Raw genomic sequence first — 24,053 nt, forward strand, 5'->3', positions numbered from 1 at the left:
GACCCCGCGCCATCGCGCGGGGTCTTCTTTCGTTGTTCTGCTCTCTCGGCTCTAGCCTAATTTGACCGTGCGATCGCATGCGGCAATATCTTCTGCTCGGTGCGAGACGAGGATAACTGCCGGGTGCGTTACTCCGTTACGACGTCGAGAGGTGCCTTTAGTGCCTTCGGCAACTTCCTTAATCAGAGCTTGAGCTGCAGGAGCATCGAGGTGGGCAGTGGGTTCATCCATGAGCAGTAGCGGTGAGGCAGTTAACAGTGTACGGGCGATTGCAATACGCTGGCGTTGTCCACCGGAAACGTACGAGCCGCCCGCGCCCACCGGCGTCTGCAGCCCCTGGGGTAGGGATCGGACGAAGTTACCCAGCCCTACACGATCGAGCACCTGGAGCATCTGCTCATCGGTGGGTCGCTGAGAGCTATCGGTGGCTAACGCAAGATTATTGGCGATGGTCGATTCGAAGATGTAGGCGGACTGGGGACACCACGCAGCGTATCCCCTCAAATCTTCCTGAAAAAGTTCTTTGCCATTGATACTGATAGAACCTGATTCCAGGGGTAAGAAGCCGAGTAGGGCTGCTAGCGCCGTCGTCTTACCTGAACCCGATGGACCAGTGATGCCCAGCCACTGCCCTGACCAAATATCGGCAGACAACCCGCTAAAAACAGGTTCTTTCATCCCGGGCCAGCGCGTGGAAACATTATCCAGCATCAGGTTGATAGGAGCGCCAGTAGTTTTCTGCCGCAGCAAATCGGCTGGTGTTTGCGCTGCTTCTTGTTCTTCTGTTCGTAAAGAAATGAGCGGGCGCATCCGGGCAACTAGGTGGGCGAATGCCGGCCACGAACGAACCGCTTCAAGATGGGCAATGGTGGTTTCAAAAAGGGCGGTACACATCAGGACCACTACCGCTACCAAAGGAGCAGCAATTTCTCCTCCGCGCACGTCATTCCAGGAGAAAGCTACCACGCCCAAAGCTGCTCCCCACCAGCACAGGACGGTGAGGGCCTGACCGAATCCGCTGGCACCCGCAGTTGCTTGGGTAGCTTCAACGTTTTTCCGATCCTTATTCTCAAAGGTCTTAACCGCCAGGTAGGTCAGACCGTTTGCACGCAGTTCTTCTGCCGAGTCCATGGTAGATACACCGAGTCGGAGCATTTCAGAGGTTGCCTCGCGCGCTATGGAATCTGCCTGGTAATCCAGGTAGAGGGCTACTGCGGGAATCACAAAGGTAGCAACTGCCACGGCAATGGCCATGAGCGGAAGAACAGATGGGACTGTCAGAGCCGTCACTCCAAGCACCAACACCATTACAACGAGGTGGGAGGCTACCGGCAGAATAACTCGAGGCAGGGCATCCCGCAGTTCATCGATGTCTCCGATGAGTCGGTCAAGAATATGGTCGCCCCTCAGAAGCGAGCGGATAGAGAGCACTGTATGACCGGCTGATTTCCAGGCGCGAACGCGCAGACTATTTGCTGCTCGCAAAATCGCATCGTGAGTTTTCAGCCGTTCAGCGTAGCGCAAAGTAGCGCGCCCCAGCCCAAAGAACCGCACGCCCACTACAGCAATGAGCAAGTACATCATCGCTGGTTGTTCTGCGGCACGCACAATCAGCCAACCAGAGAGTGCCGTTAGCGCGACCGCACAGCAGACAGAAAGTACCGATAGAACGATGGGAACTATCGATTGGGCTATGGTTAATCCGCTGAGGTCCCTTACGTCACTAAGGGTCTGCAGAACGCCTCCCGCTTTCACGGGTTCAGCCTGAGATTTCTTTCGAACTGGTTTGGCTACCTGTGTGTCATTTTGTTGGTTCACTGCGCGTTTAAACGCTGCAAAATCCCAGCCAATGGATTTGGAAGGTTCGAGCTTCCACCTTGTACCGCTTGCTCCTGAGACTGCATGTAAATGGTAGTCGGTGCGGCGGGTCAGGGATTGGTCGTGCGTCACGATCAGTAAGGTCGCGCCCGTCTTCGCGAGCGCCGCTAATGAAGCATTCACCCTCAGGGCTGCCGCGGTGTCCAAATGGGCGGTGGGCTCATCGACCAGGACGGTCACGCGCTCCCCCAGCTCTTCCAAAGCATCGACGCGCGCCAGTGTACGGGCAATGGCCAGACGGCGCATCTGCCCGGCGCTGAGCGCTTCTGGGGAAAGGTCTGCATACTCTTGTAAACCTACAATACTGAGATAGTTCATGTAGCGGGCGCGACCGTTGGGCGAGAGCGCCAGCGGGCTTTCCTGGGTGATCAGCGATTGGGCGGCGGTGAGGTCTTCGATGGAGTGCACTTCGACCGGGAATCCGTAGAGAGCCACTTCGTTGAGGACAGTGGTGGCGATGAATGACGGTGATTGACTCACCCACACGACCGATCCGGTACCAGAGACTTCCCCGCTGACGCTCATGGGTTGGGAGTTACCGGTAGGTATGAGTCCCGGTGCCACCGAGCCGCTGATGACGCCCAACAAGGTGGATTTTCCGCAACCCGAATACCCGGTGATAGCCGTGGTTGATCCGTGGGGGAATGAAAAACTGACTCGGTCGAGGATTTGGGGTCTGCCGGGGTAGCTGACCGAAACGTTGGAAACGCGCAGTTCATCACCTTCGAAGGAAACGATGCTTCCGGGTACTGGGCGGTCAATCATTTGCTGGGCAGTACGAAGAGCCGCTATTCCTTCTTCAGATTGGTGGTAGGCAGAGCCGAGGTTGCGCAAAGGCTGGAAGCACTCGGGTGCGAGAAGAAGCGCGAACAGTGCGACGTCTAGCCCCATTTGCCCATGCACCAAGCGAATGCCGATAACAACTGCTACAACCGCCACCGATATCGTGGTCATCAGTTCGAGCCAGAATGAAGAGAGGAATGCCGAACGCAGGGTTTGCATGGTGGTTTTGCGGTAACGTTCGCCCAGGTCACCCATTGCCGCAGCTTGACTCCGTGCACGTCCCAACCCTACGAGGACAGGCAGACCTTTCACCAGCTCGACAATATGGTCGGATAGCCGAAGTAGCTCGCGTTGAGCCACCGCGGTGTCTTGCCGGGTTGTCTTACCAATCAGAACCATGAAAAGTGGAATGAGCGGAAGGGTAAGAACCAGGATGAGAGCTGAAATCCAGTCGTAGAACGCAATAACAACCAGCAAAATAAGGGGTGTAATGAAGGAGCTAACCATTGCCGTCAAAGTTTTTGCGTAGTAACTATCTAAGGCGTTGAGCCCACGTGACAGGAGGACGGCGGTGCCGCCTGTACCGTCCGGGGTATCGACGCCGCCGGTGGCCAGCACTCGCTGAATCAAGTTTGCCCGTATCTGAGATTTCACGCCGGTAGCAGCCCTTTGCGCGCTATAGCTTAAAGCCCAATCAGCCAGCGCCCGCCCTAGTGCGGCGAGCGCCCCCACGCTCACCAGCAAGAGGACTGTAGGCTCGTGCCCGAAGTTTGCCCACCAGAGTCCGTCCACTCGCGCTTGAGCATTTCCCTCAAATATTGCTCGTTGCGCAGCGTGTACTGATGGGTATTCCACCCCGGAGTTAACGGCAACGTAGGTGAGCCGTGCTAGATAGGCGAGGGCTGTTCCTATGACCGCAGCGAACATGATGGAACACAGTGTTCGCAGAATCGTAAAGATAGCAAAGACACTCAGGTGCTTGCGGGCTGAAGGCCCCAGCGGTGGAGGTTGATCCATTGATGGTGCGAATCCTTTGAATCGGTGCGAGTAGATTCTTTCAGTCTAACGAGGGTCAGCATTTTGGTGAATTAGCCGGCTCTTTTTGGCGAGACCTGTGCGTCACAGCTTGGTTGCTCTCCCCTAGTTCTGTGGGGTCATGAGCATCTGGAATATGTTCTACTTTCATGCGCTGGCGGAACTGATAGTAGCTCCAGCATTGGTAGCCAATGATGAGTGGCAACATGATTCCCACTACCCACGACATGACGGTCAGGGTGTAGGGCGAGCTGGATGCATTGGTAACTGTCAAGCTGTGTGCCGGGTTCAGAGTTGAGGGGAGAACGGTGGGGTAAAGTGCCAGAAAAATACCCAGCATTGAACCGCACACAAACAGGGAATTTCCTACGAAACTGCGTCCCTCGCGTCCTTGAAGCGCACTGATATATCCCAGGATTAGCCCAAGGACACCCACCAGGCACAGGATATAACTCAGCATCCCGGCACTTTCTCCCTTCCACTGCAGTAGCAGAGCCCAGATTAGCAGCGGCGCGGAGCCCACCAGCATGAGGGGACGCTGAACAGCTCTCGCCCTATAACGAATAGGACCATCCGTTTTGAGAGCAATAAACGCTAACCCCTGAATGAGCGAAAAACAGACGACGGCGATACCGCCTAAGTAGGTGAAAGGAGAGGTGGCCCAGGCGAAAATATCAATGGAATTTCCACGCTCGTTGAGAGGAATCCCAGTGGTGGTGAGTGCAAGAAGCGCTCCGATTAAAAATGCGATACCGAAGCTAGAGAGGCTCAATAGCGTGTTCCAGGTACTAATCCATCGCGGATTATTCTGTTTCCCGCGGTAGTCGATAGCTACTACACGCAGGATAAGAAATACCAGCAGGAGAGTCAATGGAATGTAGAGGGCGGAGAAGAGCGAGGCGTACCAGAAGGGGAAGGAAGCGAACATTCCTGCCCCTGCGGTAATAAGCCATACTTCGTTACCGTCCCAAACTGGGCCAATCGTATTCAGCAAGAGACGACGTTCTTTTTCAGTCTTGGAAAAGAGTCTGCTCATGAGCATCCCCACTCCTAAATCGAAGCCATCAAGCACTAAATACCCGCAAAAGAGTATCCCGATGACGATAAACCAGATGGTAGGCAACAACGGTTGATCAGCAAAAATTTCAAACATGTCTATCCCCTAGTAGGCAAACGCCAAAACGTCGCGATTATTGCTGTTCTCATCCGAATCCTCATGCTGCTCCACCAGCTCAGGCATGGCGGCTGGAATCCCAGCCCGCACATACCGCGTGAGCAAATAAATCTCCACCACAGCCAAAATGGCGTACAGAGAACCGAGCGCGATGAGCGAGAACAGGATGGTCCCACCACTGACCTCCGGCGATACACCGGCAGCGGTAAACAGCATGACCGACGTATCCTCCTGAAAATTAGGCGCCACGACAAAGGGCTGCCGCCCCATCTCGGTGAAAACCCAACCGGCAGTGTTTCCAATAAAAGGGAACCAGAGAGCAATTAAGTGGAAATTCTTCAACCACCGAGAATCAGGAACAGTTCCCATACCCTTCTTGCGAGTAATCCACAGCGCATAGATTGCCACAACTGCGCTCATCCCGCCAAAAGTAAACATCCCCCGAAATCCGTAATAGGTAATCTCAAAAATCGGGGTATAGGTAATCTCCTGCCCCGCCATCTGCCCAAAACGCTCAGGATCATCAGGATAATGTGTGCCCAATTCATCCTGATATTGCTTCAGCAGAGTCTCCACCCCAGGAACCGGCTCAGAGAAATTCTCATACGCCAAAAACGAGAGCAAACCTGGAACTTCGAGGGGCGTAGTTAGATGATCACAACTCTGCGACGACGGATCTATCGAATAAGAGAACACAGAGAAGGAGGTACCATCTTCACACGCAGCCTCTGCCGCAGCCATCTTCATGGGCTGCTGCTGAATCATCAACTGCGCCTGAGCGTGACCGGTAAAGGCTGTGCCCAAGAAGCCCGCTATCGCGATGACGGCACCAAAACGAAGCGCGTAACGCCAAGCATGGAAATCTTCTGCATCGCGAGCACCTTCACTGCGCTCGCCAATAACAACTTTGCCATCCACTACCGTGTCGATGCCCAGTTGACGACGTCGCCACAGATGCCACCAGGAAAGACCGACCAGGAAAGCGCCGCCTACCAAAAGGGCACCGGCGAGGACGTGGGGAACGGTTACCAGGGCTGTGCTGTTGGTGAGCACTGCCCAAACGTCGGTCATGACCGGGCGTCCCTCTTTCATCTCAACACCTACAGGGTGCTGCATCCACGAATTAGCCACCAGGATGAAGTAAGCAGATGCCCACGAACCAGCAACCGCAATGGTGATGGTGGTGGCGTGAATTGCTGGTTTGAGTTTGCCCCAGCCGAAAATCCACAGTCCGATGAAGGTTGATTCGAAGAAGAAGGCAAGCAAGCCTTCAAGCGCAAGCGGTGCCCCAAATACATCTCCTACGAAGCGCGAATATTCGCTCCATGCCATGCCGAATTGGAATTCTTGCACGAGCCCTGTGGCAACACCCATGGCAAAGTTGATGATAAAGAGTTTGCCCCAGAATTTTGTGAGTCTTTTATACCGTTCTGCGCCGGTACGAACGTAGCGCCAGTGAAAAAACGCGACCAGAGGTCCTAAACCTAGGGTCAGTGGCACCATAAAGAAGTGGTAGACGGTGGTTATACCGAACTGCCAGCGAGCGATGGTGAGCGGATCCATGCCTTCCTCTTTCGTGAGAAGTCAGGTGTTGTGATGTAACCAAAAAGTTTCCCCTCACCATACCCCCGATATTCTGAGTGTTCCCCGGTAAAACAGTGCGCTTCTCTGCAGTGAATCAGCGCTCCTCTTGACGCACGAATTAAGGTTCTGAAAACCTCAACTGCCTGATGGACGTATGTTTTTTTGTTATCTTGTGTGCCCCTTGTGGATGTTTTCCCACGTCCCCCACGAAAGCCTCTTCCTTTCTCCTTTTAAGCGCAAAAATCCCCGAATTCTTCCTGGGAAAACTTTCGGGAATTTTCGCTACGATTTTCAAATTATCCTGAAAATGGAGGAGCTGACATAACCCTCTTTTTCATGATGATTCTCATAAGGTATTTTTTACCCTATCGGCTGGTCTCATCCTATCGATTACCCAGCAAACCTAGGCTTTCAACCGCCGCTTTTTCCTGACGGAGTTCTTCAACTGATTTTTCAAACCGGCGGCGTCCTGCCTCTGATAGCTTCAGCCCTTCTTGCACACGGTATTCGCCACCTCCACAGGTAACGGGGAACGAACAAATTAGCCCCTCTTCAACGCCGTATTCCCCTGTGCTGGGTACTGCCATGGAGGTAATCTGCGGCCCTTTCACAGAATTGGATGTGTTCCATAGGTTGACATGTTCCAGAGCTGCATTTGCCGCTGACCCCACCGATGATCCCCCACGTACCTGAATGATTTCGGCGCCGCGGTTGGCTACGCGCGGAATGAATTCTTTAGAAAGCCACTGCTCCCCTAGATTCTTCTCGGCAAGAACTTCAAGAGCGGCTCGACCTGCGATGGTTGCATGTTCTAGCGAGGGAAATTGGCTCGCCGAATGGTTGCCCCAAATAGCCACTCCTTCGATATCTCGGGGATGCACCCCGGTTGCTTTCGCCAACTGAGCCACCGCGCGGTTGTGGTCCAGGCGGGTGAGTGCGGTGAATCGTTCAAGCGGGATATCCGGTGCGTGCGAAGCTGTAATCAGAGCATTGGTGTTGGCAGGATTACCCACCACCGTTACACGTACATCGGAGCTAGCGCCCTCATTGAGAGCGCGCCCTTGTTCAGAGAAAATTGCGCCATTTGCTTCGAGCAGATCGGCTCGCTCCATCCCTTTGGAACGCGGTTTAGCGCCCACGAGTAACGCGACGTCACACCCTTCGAATGCTCGGCGGGGATCGCTGAAAATATTGACCCCATCAAGCAGGTCGAAAGAACAATCGGTGAGTTCCATGGCAGTACCTTCTAAAGCGCCAAGCGCCTGAGGTATTTCCAAAAGATTAAGACGGATGCGGGTATTGGCCCCCAGCATGGCACCGGAGGCAATTCGGAAAAGCGTGGCATAGCCAATTTGACCGGCAGCGCCGGTGAGAGTAACAACGACGGCGGGTTTCTGTGCATTATGATGAACCATACTTATTATTTTAGTGGTTCAAATCACATTTTGGGGTGCGATTCCACCAAAATAAAAAGAGCTTTTACCTCGCAGTGCACACCGGACTACATATCAATTTGGCTTTCATCGAGCTGATGCGCCCCATTGATTATAAATTCCTTACGTGGAGCGACCTCAGACCCCATGAGGAGCGAAAAAGCTCTCTCCGCCGCTTCCGCGTCCTCAATACGCACCCGGCGAAGCAAACGGTGGCGCGGATCCATCGTGGTCTCTGCCAGCTGATCGGCGTCCATTTCACCCAAACCCTTGTACCGCTGAATTGGCTCTTTGAAGTTCTTCCCCTGAGCCTGCAACTGGGCAAGATAATCGCCCAGTTCCTTTTCCGAGTAGGTGTAGACCATCTCATTGGGCTTGCCGCGGTGAATCACCTCAATGCGGTGTAGCGGTGGCACAGCAGCATAGACATGACCGGCTTCAACCAGAGGTCGCATATAGCGGTAGAACAGAGTGAGTAGCAAGGTTCGGATGTGAGCGCCATCGACGTCGGCGTCGGTCATCATGATGATCTTGCCGTAACGCACTACCTCTAAATCAAAAGTACGGCCAGAACCTGCCCCAATCACCTGGATGATGGCAGCGCACTCGGCATTCGCCAGCATATCGGTGAGTGATGCCTTTTGAACGTTGAGAATTTTGCCTCTGATAGGCAACAACGCCTGATAGCTCGACGAACGAGCCAGACGCGCGGTACCCAGCGCCGAGTCGCCCTCTACGATGAACAGCTCAGACTGCTCGACGTTATCGGACCGGCAATCCACCAGTTTTGCCGGCATTGAAGAAGTTTCCAGGGCGGTTTTGCGCCGTTGGGTTTCTTTATGAACGCGCGCGGAGATTCGTGATTTCATTTCCGCTACAACTTTTTCACTCAAAGAACTTGCCTGCTGTTTATCCGCGCGGGCAGTTGCTTTCAACTTGGTGGCTAGTTCCTTGGAGACCACTTTGGACACAATCTGCCGTACCGCAGGCGTACCAAGAATCTCTTTAGTCTGTCCTTCAAATTGAGGTTCAGCCAGGCGCACGGTCAGAACCGCGGTCAGACCGGCTAAGACGTCGTCTTTTTCAATCTTTTCGTTTGCGCCGACCTTAAATTTGCGTGCGTTATCGCCCAGGTGCTTACGGAAAGTTTTCAACAATCCCTGTTCAAAACCGGTGAGGTGAGTGCCGCCCTTGGGAGTAGCAATAATATTGACGAACGAGCGGATATTGGTTTCATAGCCGATACCCCAGCGCAGGGCAATATCGACTTCGCACTCGCGCTCCACTTCGGTGAGCTGAGAATGCCCGTTCTCATCGAGTACCGGCACGGTTTCTTTGAACGTTTCCTGTCCCTGGAAACGCCAGATATCAGTCACTGAAGAATCGGTCGCCAGATAATCACAAAATTCGGAAATTCCCCCATCGTGCTGGAAAACTTCCTCGTGGGTTTCAAACTCACCGCGAGTACCTGCTAAGCGCCGTTCGTCGCGAATAGCAATACGCAATCCGGGGATGAGGAACGACGTCTGACGAGCGCGCTGTGCCAAATTGTCATAACTGAATTTGGCATCGGGAGTAAAAATCTGCGGATCAGCCCAGTAGCGCACACGAGTACCTGTTACACCTCGTTTAGCTTTTCCCACTACAATGAGCGCGTCATTGGGCTTCTGTGAGGGTGTAAATTCTGCCTCTGGTTTGGGGGTACGGCTCTTTTCGAACTGCCCTGGGATTCCGTGGCGGAAACTCATTTGATACGTCTTGCCACCACGATCCACCTGAACATCCAAGCGGCTTGAGAGCGCGTTCACAACCGACGCGCCCACGCCGTGCAAACCACCCGACGCTGAATAAGATCCACCGCCAAACTTACCGCCGGCATGAAGTTTGGTGTACACCACTTCGACACCGGTGAGCCCGGTGCGCGGTTCAATATCAGTCGGAACACCACGACCGTCATCGCGTACCTCAACCGAACCATCTTTATAGAGAATGATTTCTATGGACTGGCCATACCCGGCGAGTGCCTCATCCACCGAGTTATCGATGATTTCCCAGAGACAGTGCATCAACCCGCGAGAATCGGTAGAGCCGATGTACATACCAGGCCGTTTGCGAACCGCTTCCAGCCCCTCCAGTACGGAAAGGTTTTGCGCGGTATAGTTCGAAGCTGCCAAGAGGGGCTCTCCATTCTCTGCTCGGGTACCTAGATATTTTATGTTGTTTTTGAAACCGGCGCACTGATCTGGGGCAACGTGCGCCGTGAGCTGAGACGCCCACGAATTTCCACTGCACAATAAGACCTGCGCTCTATTCTGAAAGCGAAAGCCGGAATGAGAACCAGTACTGCATGGTTATATGGATACAACCTCATCATCTATGAAAGGACAAAATCATGACTGCAACACTTCAAAGCCGTGAACTCACTACTGCCGACCGTTGCGATGCATGTGGAGCGCAGGCGTACGTGCGCGTCGTCCTCAATTCAGGCAACGAGCTCTACTTCTGCGGCCATCACGCACGGGAGAATGAAAGCGGACTGCAGCAGGTAGCTGCTGAATGGGATAATCAGACTGACCGCTTAGCATAACTTTTGACGATAAAAAATAGTCGGTGCCTCTCCAGGTGTTAGAGAGAAGCACCGACTATTTTTATGCCCAGATTCTTCAGATTTTCTTAGTCAAGATAATCGCGCAGAACCTGTGAGCGGGAAGGATGGCGCAGTTTAGACATCGTCTTGGACTCAATCTGGCGGATACGTTCGCGAGTGACGCCATATACCTTGCCGATTTCGTCTAAGGTCTTGGGTTGCCCGTCGGTCATGCCAAAGCGCATGGCGACAACGCCAGCTTCGCGCTCTGAAAGCGTATCGAGTACCGAGTGAAGCTGTTCCTGCAACAGAGTGAAGGACACAGCGTCGGCGGGTACTACAGCTTCGGAGTCTTCAATCAAGTCACCGAATTCCGAATCTCCGTCTTCACCCAGGGGGGTGTGCAAGGAGATAGGCTCGCGGCCGTACTTCTGAACTTCGATGACCTTTTCAGGGGTCATGTCTAGCTCTTTTGCCAGTTCCTCAGGGGTGGGTTCGCGGCCTAAGTCCTGAAGCATCTGACGCTGTACGCGCGCCAGCTTATTGATGACCTCAACCATGTGAACAGGAATACGAATGGTACGTGCCTGGTCAGCCATAGCGCGGGTAATAGCCTGGCGAATCCACCAGGTTGCGTAGGTGGAGAATTTGAAGCCCTTGGAGTAATCAAACTTCTCTACCGCGCGGATCAAACCGAGGTTACCTTCCTGAATGAGGTCCAAGAAGAGCATTCCGCGGCCGGTATAACGCTTAGCCAGCGACACCACGAGACGAAGGTTAGCTTCTAGCAGGTGGTTCTTCGCGCGACGTCCGTCGTGAATAACCCAGCGAAGTTCCTTCTTAAGTTGCGCATCCATATCCGGGTTGTCCTTGAGCTTATGCTCAGCGTACAAACCGGCTTCAATACGCATAGCCAAGTCGACTTCCTGCTCAGCATTCAGCAGGGAAACCTTACCGATCTGCTTCAGGTAGTCCTTGACGGGGTCCGCAGTAGCGCCGGGGGCAATCACGCGCTGCGCGGGGGCATCGTCGTCATCGTTGGCGGTGAGCACAAAGCCGTTACGCTTTGCAGCGACTTTTTCAGACTGCTTCTTTTCTTCTTCTTTTGCAGTCTTCTCTTCGTTATCTACATCCGAATCTTCCTCTTCAGAGTCTTCATCGGAATCTAACACCTCATCTTCATCAAGATCGGTGCTCGCTACCTCGTCGTCTTCTTCGAAGTCGTCGGCAACAGCCTGCGAGGTTTTCTTCGCAGTTGTCTTCTTTGCCTTCGTGGCAGTGGTTTTTTTTGCAGTTTTTGTGGATGAAGTAGCCGTGGTTTCTTCTACTTCTTCAGCTTCTTCATTTGCCTTTGCCGCTTTAGTGGTTGCCTTTGAGCGGGTTGAAGGCTTCTTTTTAGCCGTGGTGGTCTTACTAGCCTTTGTACTATCAGACGCCTTCTGTTGTGCAGCAGGTGACACAGAGAACCTTTCCTTATACGTGACCGATGGAAAAAATCCAGAACAGTCAAAACACCTAAGACCCTGTCAAGTCTGAACTGAAAAATTCAGTAAAAACAGTAAGTGCCTGACGGGAACTATTCTTTTCAACGGCTTGGCGTAGAAAGATATTCCCATTTCTCTTGACAATTTACTGTTTTCGGACTTAAACGGGGTCAGTACTAAAGTATGGCAGATGATGGGCTAGTTCGTGTGCAGAACGGGCGCGCCGCCACGTGCTGTTGCTCAATTTTTGCATTTTGTCCCCCAATGAGCGACAGCACACAGCGCTTATGTCCATTTACTTTCTTTGAAACACTGGGATTCTTCTTGAAGCCAGCGAGGTAACAATGAATTTTCCAACAGGGCATCGAGCGGCAGGAGCGAAATCTCCCACGTCTGGCGGGCCCGAGCGAGATGCCGAGAAGCGGTTGAACTCGAACCCTTGAACCATGCAATCCATGCCTGGACGACGGCAAGGTAGGCGCTACGCTCGTCATCGGCTATTTCCTGCATTTGCAGGATGACCTGCTCCAGGAGACCAATATTTTTCCAGTCTGGGCCCAAGATACTGTTCCCCATCATCATTTCAGCGAAGTCTTCTGCCCCCGATGATAGTTCATCATTCTGGTCTACCACTTCTGCAAAATTCTTGATGTCCGCCAGTTTTCGGATGCAGTCATCAATGAAAGGCTGCCCGGTGTGATCAACAGGAACCAATAGAACAGAGGAATTCTGGAAATTTTCAGCACTGGCAGTTAAATGAGTTTGCTCTCGATGTAAATCTGCAAAGAGTTGGGTGAGAAGGTTGGTGGACGTCGCAGCCGCATAAAGAATGAATTGCCCGGATGTCACCGACGAGAGGGTTGCTAGCAAATACCCCGCAAGCTGGGGCGTCAGTATTTCTCTGATGTGGTCTGCATAAAGTGCATCTTCATGAAGACGCTCTTCTGCGCTGAAGCGTTCCCTGCGCGTCCTGGAAATAGTTTGAATCGCGGCATCCCACAGCAGATTTTCGGCATATTTTTGACCGAGATAGTCCCGGCAATAATCAGAGTCTGCACCATGGATGACTTGCAGATAGTGGGCAAACCAGTATTCAGCGTCGTCCAGCCAAGCCTGATATTCTGCCTGATTATTCGTTGCATTGAGAGGCGACGATTGTGCTTGAACCGCTTGTTCTTCGGTGGGGAGAACTGAAGACCCCTTCAGCATCAGGTCAAGATAGAGCGGGCATTTTTGAATGTCATCGATAAACCCGGAGAAGACCATCGCTGGTTCAGTGGGTTCCATTTCCCAGCGAGAGACCGACCCGATAAAAAGTAAATCGCAAAACAGGATTCCTCGAGTATCTGTAATGTGCATTCCCGCTCTAATCCACGCCTGGCAAATTTTTGCCTCAGCAGCGTCCTTCTGAATTTCTTCGAGGGTTGGAGTCTGTCTGAGCGAGGCTGTGAGCTGACGTGTGCGCACTTCACCGCCTTCGCCAAAGATCAGCAAGAAGAAACGATCAACCTGTTCCCCCTCTGCCAAGGAGGTGGGCATCATGTCAAAGAGGTAATCCAACAGTGCAGAAGCCTCATTTTCAGAGATATCTTCTAAGTTCACTCTTAATACGGGACCCATATGGCGGGCGCCGGTAGCTACCAGGACGACGGAGCGTGTGGGCCAAAAACCGAGGTTATGAATGGTGTAGGCAACGACGTCGCTCACCCCGCGTACGGGAGAAGGAGTATTGAAATCGGAAAAAGCATCAAGTGTAGTCATAAACTTGATTATTGATGTCATTTAATGCAGTTTGAGATCATATGAAAAAATGTGGAAAACTTATAGGCACTGTCATTCTCTGACAAGCACACATGAGTTTTCCACATTTTTCTCGTGCTATCGGTTCCCCAATCAGCCTATGGCTTCAACGGAAGTTACATTTAGCAGTTAAGCTACGAATCAAGCTCACGACTGGTGGCAGAACCACCTTCGTCGTCCATTCGAGCCAAATAATCTTCGATAACAGCACCCAGCTCATCACGATCCGGCAACTTACCTTCCTCACGTTCTGCCAGCGTGAGCATAGAAGATTCAACGTTCTTCATATTGAAGTCGTAACTCTCTTCCAAACGATTGATCATTGCCCCCACCTCAGGGTTAGCCTCAACCTGCTCGTTAATCTGAGTCAGAGCGGCATCGGCAGCATCAATCAATTGATCGGTGGGCAACGAAAGTTTGACCGCCATTGAAAGGTGCTCCATGGCCAGCAAAGCTGCTTGAGGCAGTTCTGCTTCTGCTAGATATTGGGGCACATTTACACCAAACCCTGCAGTACCAATTCCAGCATCGGTCAATGCTACTTCCAACAAGCTCGAAGCCGAGCCACTCATTTCTGCAACCGGCTTCCATCCAGAAATACCCCGCAATAAATCTTTACGGGAACCATGCGCAGTAACCGGCAAAGCTCGGGTATGCGGCACGGGCATAGGAAAACCGCTGACAATCAGTGCTACTGAGACTTCTAGCTGTTCAGCAATTCCTACAACGCCCTGCACAAACCGTTGCCATTGGAGATCAGGCTCGGTACCTGTCAACAGTAAAAAAGGCTTCTCAAGTCTGTCCTCTACCGCGTAAAGCTTAAGCTGAGGCATCACAGGATCTTCAAAGTGATCCTGCACATATTTAATACGCGGACGACGGGCGCGATAGTCATGCAAGCGATCAGCATCGAATTCTACGATAGAGGCATGCTGGAGTTCCTTGAGGAGAACATCTCCCAACAAACCTGCCGTCCCACCTGCGTCTTGAGGATGGTGAAGCGAAATCACCAGGGGCAAATGATGAAGTCTCTCGTTATCTAATGCGCCAGATTGCACCAGGTACAGGCTTTCTGGATCTAGCATTCTAGCCCCTCTTTCTTTACAACGATTCAGACTACTTTAATACATTGAATGTACTGCCACGTGAAAGTGTGGCACATAACCTACTATGCTGAAACAGTAAGTCATATTGAGCCTTCATGGTTCTATAACTCTAGGCGGTGGAGTTCTATTCCGCCTCAATGTACACCAGATATATAAGGAGAGAGATGACTGAATCAGCTGATCTCATGTTTTCCGTTGCCTCATCAGATTTAGAAGCGCTTGAAGCTCAGGTTCTTGTCCTCGGTGCCTACTCTACCGAGCAGGGTCCGCAGTTGGCAGAACATTCGCTAGATTCCAAGACTGCTGAAGGGCTCCAGGCCATCCTGAAAGATATGGGAGTGACCGGTTCTGCCGATCAGCTAACCCGTCTGCCCGGTTTCGAAGGAACTGCCACCGACGTCGTCGCAATTATCGGCCTAGGCGCTCCCACCGAGAACCCTCAAGATCAGCTCAATACGTTCCGACTGGCAGCAGGTTCGGCAGTACAACAACTCGCCGGTTTCGCAGAAATTGCCATTGATTTTCGTGCAGATTCAGTTGAAGCTGTTGCAGCTATCGCTGAAGGTGCAGCATTTGGTGCTTTCGTTGACACCCAGCTACGCACCAAGAATCTAGAAGAGGTCAAGGCACCGGTTGAAAGCGTCGTCATAATTAGCGATGTGGAAACCTCACAGGCTACTCCTGCCCTCACCCGTGCGCTCATCTTGGGACAGGCGGTGGATTCCACCCGTCGTCTCGTGAACACTCCTCCCAGCCACCTTTACCCTGATTCCTTTGCTCAGAAAGCTCAGGAGCGAGTCGCAGATCTAACCGACGTTTCGGTCAAAATCTTTGATGAGAAAAAACTTGCTAAAGAGGGCTTTGGCGGCATTTTGGGCGTAGGACAGGGCTCCGTTCGCCCGCCCCGTCTGGTAGAAGTTAAGTACTCCCCCAAGAAGGCCAAAAAATCGGTTGCACTCGTGGGCAAAGGCATCACTTTTGATACCGGCGGTATCTCTCTGAAGCCTGCTAATTCCATGATTCCTATGAAGTCAGATATGGCAGGTGCAGCGACCGTTCTCAACGCTGTTGCAGCTGCTGCTGAACTGGAATTACCGGTAGAAGTTACCGCTTACCTTTGCATCGCCGAGAATATGCCCAGCGGATCGGCGATTCGACCCGAGGACGTTTTGGTGATGCGCGGTGGCACCACAGTGGAAGTTTTGAATACCGACGCCGAAGGTCGCCTGGTCATGGCAGATGGGCTAGCGTATGCCTCAGAATCCAACCCTGATTTTATTCTCGATGTCGCAACCCTGACCGGCGCACAGATGGTCGCACTCGGCACCCGCTACGCTGCAGTCATGGGTGAAGAGACCACCCGCAATAAAGTTGTGGAAGCATCCTTAGAAGCCGGTGAAGATTTCTGGGCAATGCCCCTGCCTGAGCACATGCGCTCAGAGTTGAAGTCCCCCGTAGCTGATGTGAAGAATATGGGTGACTCCCGTATGGGTGGCATGTTAATTGCCGGTCTGTTCCTCGAAGAATTCGTCGGTGAGAAAAATGGGAAGAAAATTCCATGGGCTCACCTCGATATTGCAGGTCCTTCCTTCAACGAAGGTTCAGCCCACGGTTTTACACCAAAAGAGGCAACGGGTGCATCTCTTGCAACCGTGGTGAAGTTCCTCGAAAACCTGGTCTAATCTCCAGGTATTGACCAAAGCCCATAGAAAACACAGCTTTCTTATCATTTCTTCGAGATGCGGTACTGTACCGTTAGAAGAAAGTTCATTGTTTATCACATTCAACGGAAATAGACCGAATATTTTAGGTCATATTCACCATCGACTAATAAACTAAGAACGACGATAAAAAGTAAGGGTCATATTGACCCAGACCTACGCAAGGGAGCGTTACAGTGCCCGAAACAGCAAAAGAATTCGACATCCTCATCCTCGGTGGCGGTAGCGCAGGCTACTCAGCTGCTCTGCGAGCAGTGCAGCTTGGCTTCACTGTTGGCCTCGTCGAAAAGGGCAACCTGGGTGGTACCTGCCTCCATACCGGTTGCATCCCCACCAAGGCATATCTGCACGCTGCAGAAGTTGCTGAAGAATCACAGGAATCTGAGAAGTTTGGCATCAACGTCAAATTCGAGTCCATTGATATGGCTAAGGTTCGCGATTACAAAGACGGCATCGTTGCCGGCAAGTTCAAGGGTCTGACCGGTCTTCTGAAAATGAAGAAGGTCACCGTCATTGAAGGTGAAGGTAAACTCACCGGCAAAGACACCATCACCGTTGATGGCACCGAATACAAGGGTAAGCACATCATCCTTGCTACCGGTTCCGTTTCTAAGACCTTTGGTCTTGAAATCAAGGATCGCGTACTCACCTCCACCGAAGCTCTGCAGATGGATTACCTCCCCAAGAGCGCTATCGTTCTTGGCGGCGGCGTCATCGGTTCTGAGTTCGCTTCCATGTGGAACTCCATGGGTGTAGAGGTCACCATCATCGAAGGTCTGCCCCACCTGGTACCTAACGAAGATCCCTCCATTATCAAGGTGGTTGAGCGCGAATTCAAGAAGCGCAAGATTAAGTTCAGCACCGGCAAGCTCTTCAAGACTGTTGAGCAGAACGATTCAGGTGTGAAGGTAACCCTCGAAGACGGTAAAGAGTTCGAAGCCGAGATTTGCCTCGTTGCTGTCGGTCGCGGTCCCAACACCGAAGGCTTCGGTTATGAAGATCAGGGCATCACCCTGGATCGCGGTTTCGTTATCCCCAACGAGCGTCTGCACACCGGCGTAGGTAACATCTACGCAATCGGTGACATCGTGCCCGGTGTTCAGCTTGCTCACCGCGGCTACCAGCAGGGTCGCTTCGTCGTTGAAGAAATTGCAGGTTTGAAGCCTCAGGTTGTTGAAGACATCAACATTCCCAAGGTCACTTTCTGCAACCCCGAAATTGCCTCAGTCGGTTACTCCCAGCCCAAGGCTGAAGAGAAATTCGGTAAGGATAACGTTGAGGTCGCTGAATACAACCTCGCGGGCAACGGCAAATCCTCCATCTTGGGCACCGGCGGTCTGGTCAAGGTTGTTCGTGAAAAGGACGGCCCCATCGTTGGCGTTCACGCTGTAGGTAAGCGTATGGGCGAGCAGATTGGTGAGGCTCAGATGTGGGTTGTTTGGGAAGCATTCCCCGAAGACGTTGCAACTTTCATCCACGCACACCCCACCCAGAACGAGTCACTGGGTGAAGCCGCTATGGCACTTGCCGGCGCTCCCCTGCACGGCTAATAAAGACTGAGAAGGTGGCGGTTGCGAAACCGCCGCCTTCGCACTGTACGACTAAGCATCTACACGAAAGAGACGAGAAAGAGCATGTCCCACACAGTAGAACTGCCCGCACTGGGCGAATCCGTTACCGAGGGTACCGTTACCCGCTGGCTCGTAGAAGTTGGCGACACCGTATCCGTTGACGATCCCCTTCTCGAAGTTTCCACCGACAAGGTAGACACCGAGGTCCCTTCACCCGTTGCAGGTACCGTTGAGAAGATTCTGGTTGAAGAAGACGAAGACGTAGAGGTTGGTGGCGCGCTCGTCATCATCGGCGACGGCTCCGGTTCATCCGACGACTCCTCAGCTCAGAAGGCTGAAGACGAAGCTCCCCTTGAAGAGGAAGCTGAAGAGCAGGCAGAAGAGACCGCTGCAGAGGAAACCCCTGCAACCGAGTCCAAGTCTACTTCCGGTTCCTCCGAGGGTCAGGAAGTAACTCTTCCCGCACTGGGCGAGTCCGTGACCGAAGGTACCGTTACCCGCTGGTTGAAGGAAGTTGGCGAGACCGTAGAGGTTGACGAGCCCCTTCTCGAAGTTTCCACTGACAAGGTAGACACCGAGGTTCCTTCACCCGTTGCAGGTACCCTTCTGGAAATCCGCGTTGAAGAAGACGAAGAAGCTGAGGTTGGCCAGGTTCTGGCTATCGTTGGCGATGCATCCGCTGCTTCTTCAAAGTCTGAAGCTCCTGCTGAAGAGAAGAAGGAAGATCAGAAGCCCGCTCCTGCTGAAGAAAAAGAAGAAGCTGAAGCTCCTGCGAAGGACGAAACAGAAGCTGCTCAGGCTGAGCAGGCTGACGTTAAGTCCAGCGATTCTTCAGAGTCCTCTGAATCCGGCGACGTCTATGTAACTCCTTTGGTTCGCAAGCTGGCGAAGCAGGAAAACATTGACCTTTCCACCATCAAGGGCACCGGCGTTGGCGGTCGTATCCGCAAGCAGGACGTTCAGGCAGCAGCAGAGGCTAAGAAGGCATCTTCCGAGTCATCCGCAGCAGCAGATACATCTGCTCCTTCGCTGGCTCCCGCTACCCCCGCAGCTCCTCAGAAGCAGGCAGCTCCCAAGGCTGCGGCGTCATCCAAGCGCGGTACCACTGAAAAGGCTCCCCGCATCCGCCAGACCATCGCTAAGCGTATGGTTGAATCCCTGCAGACTTCAGCTCAGCTGACCACTGTTCAGGAAATTGATTTGACCCGTCTGGTTGCTTTGCGCAACAAGGCTAAGGATGGCTTTGCAGCTCGCGAGGGTGCTAAGCTCACCTTCCTGCCCTTCTTCACCAAGGTAGTGACCGAGGCTCTGCAGCAGTTCCCGCAGTTCAACGCTTCGATGTCTGAAGACCTCAAGGAAATCACTTACCACGGTTCTGAAAACATTGGTCTTGCAGTAGATACCCCCAAGGGTCTGCTCGTTCCTGTAGTTCAGGACGCCGGCGATTTGAACATCTCCGGTTTGGCTAAAAAGATTGGCGACGTCGCAGGTCGTGCGCGCGATGGCAAGATTGGTCCTGAGGAACTCTCCGGTTCAACCTTCACTATCTCTAGCACCGGTCAGACCGGCGGTGTATTCTTCACCCCGATCATCAACCAGCCCAACGTAGCTATCTTGGGCATTGGTTCGACCAACAAGCGCCCTGCTGTAATCCAGGATGCTGATGGCAACGATGTAATCGCTATCCGTAGCCTCGCTTACTTCTCCTTGACTTACGATCACCGTGTAGTCGATGGTGCAGACGCTGGCCGTTTCTTGAACTTCCTCAAGCAGCGCCTTGAAGAAGCAGCATTTGAAGCTGAGCTAGGTCTCTAAACCGTAGAGATCCTCAAGGGTTGATAAGAAGGGAGTCGCAGTTTTTGCTGCGGCTCCCTTTTTGGTGCTCTGTTCCACTACATATTTAGTCACAGACTGTCGATAAAGGTGGGTTATCTTAAGTAGACTAAGGTCATGGCTATCGCAACAAGTATTCTCGTTTTCTTGCACGTTTTAGGTGCAACTATGGTGGTTGGTATCTGGATTGCTAACTTCAAAAAAGGCATTGTAGTGCCCGGGCAGTTCCATGCGGCTCTGCTACAGATTGTGACTGGTTTTGCCCTGTATTTCATTATGATGAGCAATCTGGGTTCAGAATCGAACACCATGTTCCACATGTACGTTGGCATCAAGATGCTTCTGGGCATTATCGTGGCTATCGCTGCTTTCTTCGGACAGAAGAAATATAAGCAGGCGCGCGCAACTGGCAATCTGGAAGCCGCTCGCAATATTCCTTTGGCTCACACCGTAGGCGGCTTGGGTCTGATTAATATCGCCATCGCAACGATTCTTCTCTAATTCGTTCACCGTTGATTTAAAAGTGCCTCCGCTGTTGAGCGGAGGCACTTTGAGTTTAAGAGGAAGTCTTTGAGGGTGAACGAGGTTCCGCAGAAATAAGACGCCACCCTTCATCGCTCTGCCGCACCGTGAAAGTCACCTCTTGTTGGACCGTATTACCTTTAAGGGTGAGCCCCATGCTCTGGGCGTTCTCAGGGGTGAAGTTATCTGGTTTATCTGCGGAAAGAGTTACTCTCATACTCAGCTCCCCGCCGTCCGTCTGCATATCTTCGATAGAAACGATGTTCAAGGGCATAGATTTCAACGTTCTATGCGTATCCCGGGAGAGTAACTGAGCGTCCTGCTTTTCCAGGTTTGAGCCAGATAGAGCATAGGAGGAAATGAGAGTACGCTGTCCTTGGGCGAGTACAGAATTTCGTTGCTCCACCAGATGAGTCATGATTTCCTCAGGGTTTTGTTCAGCCATGGGTGATGCTTCCAGCGATGTAGTTGCCATAGAAGTCTGGGGGGAAGTTTCCTGGCTCTCAGCAGTAACCGGTGCTGTAGGAGAGTTGAGGTGTTCGAAAAGTGCATAAGAGCCTGCACCGATGATAGCCAAAATCAGACATGCGCTGCCGGCACGTCTCAGTTTCTGCTGTATTCCCTGCGCTGGTTGAGAGACCTTACTCCCCAGTACTTTCTGCGATGTTGCCTTTTTCTTGGAGGGTTGGCGACGCGCGGGTAGCTCCCCTCTGACCGAGGGATGGGCGCTAGCAAAAAGGTCAACGGGCTGCGCAGAGAAATGATGCTGAATGATGGCGTTGATTTCTTGAAGGCTTGGCTGCGGCTTATCTTGGTCAATGGCGTGTTCAAGAGTGACGCCGAGCTCTGGTTTGGTGGCGGGAAGCAAGAGTTTAAGCGGCGGACGGTGGAGAACGTCCCCGGGTGCCTCACCTGTCAAACATTCCCACAGGATAGATGCAACAGCTGCGATATCTTTTCGATAGTATTCTTCGGCAACCGTAGAGTTCTTGCCCCGCAAATCTACATCGGGCGCCAAGACCTTGAGTGTACCGTTAGAGGTGAAAAATATGCGGTGAGCGGTGAACTCTGTAAAAGCCATTTGTTGCTGATGAAACCACGTCATGGCAGATACAAGCCCCGCAGCTATGGTTGCTACTTCTTCACCGGGAAGTTTACCGCGCTGGGAGATAGCTTGGGCAAGGGTTCCGCCGTCAACCTGCTCGTACCAGATTTGGTCCCTGGCTCCGGAGCTGGCAAGAGCAAATACCGTGGCAACGTGCTGGTGCTGGGTGAGTGCGCAGAGGCGATCCGCAGGGCGCAGAAGTGCTTCGGAAGCTGGTCCGTGGGGAATTTCTTCCATACAGTAAGTCCCAGCAGGGATACCTAAGATGTCCTGTTCTGAAGTAGGTTGATACCTAGCTGACCAGATGGATCGTTCAGTATCGGAGTACATCGAAAATCTCAGGTCAATGAGCTGGTTCGACGGCGCAGATACGGCTTGATTCTCTGGTGCGGTTTCTTCGTTCTTCATAGGGATACTAATACCGCACCGCGCCAATCCGCGCCCAGAGTTATCCACAGCTTCAGTATCGGTACTTGTCACCTTCCCTTTGAAGTTGAGAGCGAAACCGTCTTAAAGCGTCACATTGGTTTGTAACGCAGATTCCTTCTGTGGGGTGCGGATTATTTGCTCGTTCAATCTCACAGTCCCCGCGGTTTCTCTCCTTTCCTCAATGGCGTTAGGGTAGATACATGACCGTGAACATTGAACGGGTTGGTTTTGCACCCGATTTTGTAGATTATGTTGAAGCGCTAGAACTTCAGCAAAAAGTACATGCGAAGGTGGCTGCCCAGGAACAGCAAAACACCGTTCTCTTGCTAGAACATGAGTCAGTTATTACAGCCGGTAAACGCACCGAAGACCACGAGTACCCGCAGGATTCCTCCACGCGCGTCGTCAAAATTGACCGCGGCGGTAAACTCACCTGGCATGGTCCCGGACAACTCGTGGGCTACCCCATCGTGCGCCTGCCCGAGCCAATTGACGTAGTGAAATACGTTCGCATTATTGAAGAAATTTTGATCAATGTGCTAGCTTCGCTAGATATTCACGCCGAGCGGGTCGAAGGTCGCAGCGGTGTGTGGATGGTCGGTAAAAATGGTGAGCAAGATAAGAAGATTGCCGCCATCGGAATCAGAGTTGCCAAGAACACCACAATGCACGGATTCTCCATCAACTGCTCTAACGATTTAGACCCGTTCGGGCAGTTCATTCCCTGCGGAATTTCTGACGCCGGAGTCACGAGTATTTCCGAGCAGCTCGGCAGGAATTTTGAGCCGGTTGAAATTGTTGAAAGATTAGAGAAAGAACTGATTGCATACGCAGATCAGTTAGCGGCCCAGTTTGAGCCCCACTCCGCCTAGGAAATCTAGCAAGAGTCGGAGTCAACACAACCGCCTGGGGTATATCCACTTGAATTTTTATCCCGTGAGGGAAGCACCACAAAGGAGCAGAGAATGAGTGTAACGGCCGAAGGACGTAAGTTGCTTCGCGTTGAAGCGCGCAACGCCGAGGTACCTATCGAGAAGAAGCCTCACTGGATTAAGACCAAGGCTAAAGTCGGCCCCAACTACAAAGAGATGATTGATCTCTCTACAGGCTCCGGTTTGCATACTGTGTGTGAGGAAGCGGGTTGCCCGAACATCTACGAGTGCTGGGAAGACCGTGAAGCGACCTACCTCATCGGTGGTTCAGAATGCACCCGTCGCTGTGACTTCTGTGCGATTGCTACGGGTAAGCCGGTTGCTCTCGATAAGACTGAGCCGGTCAAGGTTGCCTTGAACGTGAAAAAAATGAACCTGCGCTACACTACAGTCACCGGTGTTGCACGCGATGATTTGGAGGACGGCGGAGCGTGGCTGTACGCCGAGACAATCCGCCAGATTCACAAGGTCTCCCCCGGTACCGGCGTCGAAATTCTGATTCCTGACTTCAAGGGTAAAGAATCAGATTTGCAGCAGGTAATTGATGCTAAGCCCGAGGTTTTTGCCCACAACCTAGAAACCGTTCCGCGTATTTTCCGCAAGATTCGCCCCGCGTTCCGCTATGAGCGCTCGTTGGAAGTTATCCAGCAGGGTAAAGAAAACGGCATGATTACCAAGTCAAACCTCATCTTGGGTATGGGTGAGACCGACGAAGAAATTTATGAAGCCCTGTGCGATTTGTACGACTACGGGTGCGACACCATTACACTCACCCAGTACCTGCGCCCCGGTCCCCTGTTCCACCCCATTGATCGATGGGTGAAGCCTCAGGAATTCCTCAACTACGCCAAGATGGCTGAGGATATTGGATTTGCCGGTGTGATGGCGGGACCGATGGTTCGCTCCTCCTACCGTGCAGGTCGTCTCTGGGCTCGCGCTATGAAACACAATGGTTACCCGATTCCTCCCGAATTGGCACACATCGATGACGACGGCGCAGCGCTGCAGGAAGCTTCGGCGCTGGTGGCGGCAGGCTACTAAGCCGTGAATACGCCACGCATCGTTGAGGCTATTTG

The 24,053-nt window shown here is 52.5% G+C and carries 16 protein-coding genes; 7 read left to right on the top strand and 9 right to left on the bottom strand.

What is annotated here, in order from left to right; all coding sequences use genetic code 11:
* Positions 1–51: 51 nt before the first annotated feature.
* From cydC to IDM48_RS07030, 5 genes are all read right to left on the bottom strand, one after another.
* On the bottom strand, positions 52–3,678 hold the full coding sequence (cydC, locus tag IDM48_RS07010) for a thiol reductant ABC exporter subunit CydC (protein ID WP_190616672.1): 3,627 nt from the start codon (positions 3,676–3,678) through the stop codon (positions 52–54).
* 55 nt (positions 3,679–3,733) lie between these two features.
* A complete protein-coding gene (gene cydB, locus IDM48_RS07015) occupies positions 3,734–4,849 on the bottom strand; it encodes a cytochrome d ubiquinol oxidase subunit II (protein WP_190616674.1) in 1,116 nt (371 codons plus the stop codon).
* 9 nt (positions 4,850–4,858) lie between these two features.
* Complete coding sequence (locus tag IDM48_RS07020) at positions 4,859–6,433, bottom strand: cytochrome ubiquinol oxidase subunit I (RefSeq protein ID WP_190616675.1); 1,575 nt, start codon at positions 6,431–6,433, stop codon at positions 4,859–4,861.
* Positions 6,434–6,837: 404 nt separating this feature from the next.
* Entirely contained in the window at positions 6,838–7,869 is a 1,032-nt protein-coding gene (locus IDM48_RS07025; protein WP_190616677.1) for a malate dehydrogenase, read from the bottom strand.
* Between the two features lie 86 nt (positions 7,870–7,955).
* Complete coding sequence (locus tag IDM48_RS07030) at positions 7,956–10,061, bottom strand: DNA gyrase/topoisomerase IV subunit B (protein WP_190616679.1); 2,106 nt, start codon at positions 10,059–10,061, stop codon at positions 7,956–7,958.
* A 218-nt stretch (positions 10,062–10,279) separates the two neighbouring features.
* Between IDM48_RS07030 and IDM48_RS07035 the strand changes: the two genes are divergently transcribed.
* Positions 10,280–10,474 carry a DUF7455 domain-containing protein gene (locus tag IDM48_RS07035; RefSeq protein WP_190616680.1) on the top strand — a complete coding sequence of 65 codons (195 nt, stop codon included), beginning with the start codon at positions 10,280–10,282 and terminating at the stop codon, positions 10,472–10,474.
* An 86-nt stretch (positions 10,475–10,560) separates the two neighbouring features.
* Here IDM48_RS07035 and IDM48_RS07040 read toward each other — a convergent pair whose 3' ends face one another.
* From IDM48_RS07040 to IDM48_RS07050, 3 genes are all read right to left on the bottom strand, one after another.
* Positions 10,561–11,934 (bottom strand): RNA polymerase sigma factor, encoded by a 1,374-nt coding sequence (locus IDM48_RS07040; protein WP_145174357.1) that lies wholly within the window; start codon positions 11,932–11,934, stop codon positions 10,561–10,563.
* 309 nt (positions 11,935–12,243) lie between these two features.
* Positions 12,244–13,719 carry a DUF4192 family protein gene (locus tag IDM48_RS07045; protein ID WP_190616683.1) on the bottom strand — a complete coding sequence of 492 codons (1,476 nt, stop codon included), beginning with the start codon at positions 13,717–13,719 and terminating at the stop codon, positions 12,244–12,246.
* A 173-nt stretch (positions 13,720–13,892) separates the two neighbouring features.
* Positions 13,893–14,843 carry a proteasome assembly chaperone family protein gene (locus IDM48_RS07050; protein ID WP_190616685.1) on the bottom strand — a complete coding sequence of 317 codons (951 nt, stop codon included), beginning with the start codon at positions 14,841–14,843 and terminating at the stop codon, positions 13,893–13,895.
* Positions 14,844–15,028: 185 nt separating this feature from the next.
* On the opposite strand from IDM48_RS07050, the gene IDM48_RS07055 reads away from it, so the two are divergent.
* From IDM48_RS07055 to IDM48_RS07070, 4 genes are all read left to right on the top strand, one after another.
* Positions 15,029–16,546, top strand: a complete 1,518-nt coding sequence (locus IDM48_RS07055) for a leucyl aminopeptidase (protein ID WP_190616687.1) — start codon at positions 15,029–15,031, stop codon at positions 16,544–16,546.
* Between the two features lie 215 nt (positions 16,547–16,761).
* Positions 16,762–18,135 (top strand): dihydrolipoyl dehydrogenase, encoded by a 1,374-nt coding sequence (lpdA, locus tag IDM48_RS07060; protein WP_190616689.1) that lies wholly within the window; start codon positions 16,762–16,764, stop codon positions 18,133–18,135.
* Positions 18,136–18,219: 84 nt separating this feature from the next.
* Entirely contained in the window at positions 18,220–19,971 is a 1,752-nt protein-coding gene (gene sucB / locus IDM48_RS07065; RefSeq protein WP_190616691.1) for a 2-oxoglutarate dehydrogenase, E2 component, dihydrolipoamide succinyltransferase, read from the top strand.
* 135 nt (positions 19,972–20,106) lie between these two features.
* On the top strand, positions 20,107–20,490 hold the full coding sequence (locus IDM48_RS07070; protein WP_068173170.1) for a hypothetical protein: 384 nt from the start codon (positions 20,107–20,109) through the stop codon (positions 20,488–20,490).
* A gap of 55 nt (positions 20,491–20,545) precedes the next feature.
* Here the strand turns inward: IDM48_RS07070 and IDM48_RS07075 are convergent, their stop codons facing one another.
* Positions 20,546–22,096: a serine/threonine-protein kinase gene (locus IDM48_RS07075; RefSeq protein WP_190616693.1), complete on the bottom strand. Its 1,551-nt coding sequence runs from the start codon at positions 22,094–22,096 to the stop codon at positions 20,546–20,548.
* A 149-nt stretch (positions 22,097–22,245) separates the two neighbouring features.
* Between IDM48_RS07075 and lipB the strand changes: the two genes are divergently transcribed.
* Both lipB and lipA read left to right on the top strand, forming a co-directional pair.
* Entirely contained in the window at positions 22,246–22,917 is a 672-nt protein-coding gene (gene lipB / locus IDM48_RS07080; protein WP_145174339.1) for a lipoyl(octanoyl) transferase LipB, read from the top strand.
* Between the two features lie 93 nt (positions 22,918–23,010).
* The gene (gene lipA / locus IDM48_RS07085; RefSeq protein WP_190616694.1) at positions 23,011–24,018 is read left to right on the top strand and encodes a lipoyl synthase; all 1,008 of its coding nucleotides are present in this window, start codon (positions 23,011–23,013) and stop codon (positions 24,016–24,018) included.
* The last annotated feature ends 35 nt before the right edge of the window (positions 24,019–24,053 follow it).

Source organism: Rothia amarae, assembly GCF_014705945.2.
Taxonomy (GTDB): Bacteria; Actinomycetota; Actinomycetes; order Actinomycetales; family Micrococcaceae; genus Rothia; species Rothia amarae.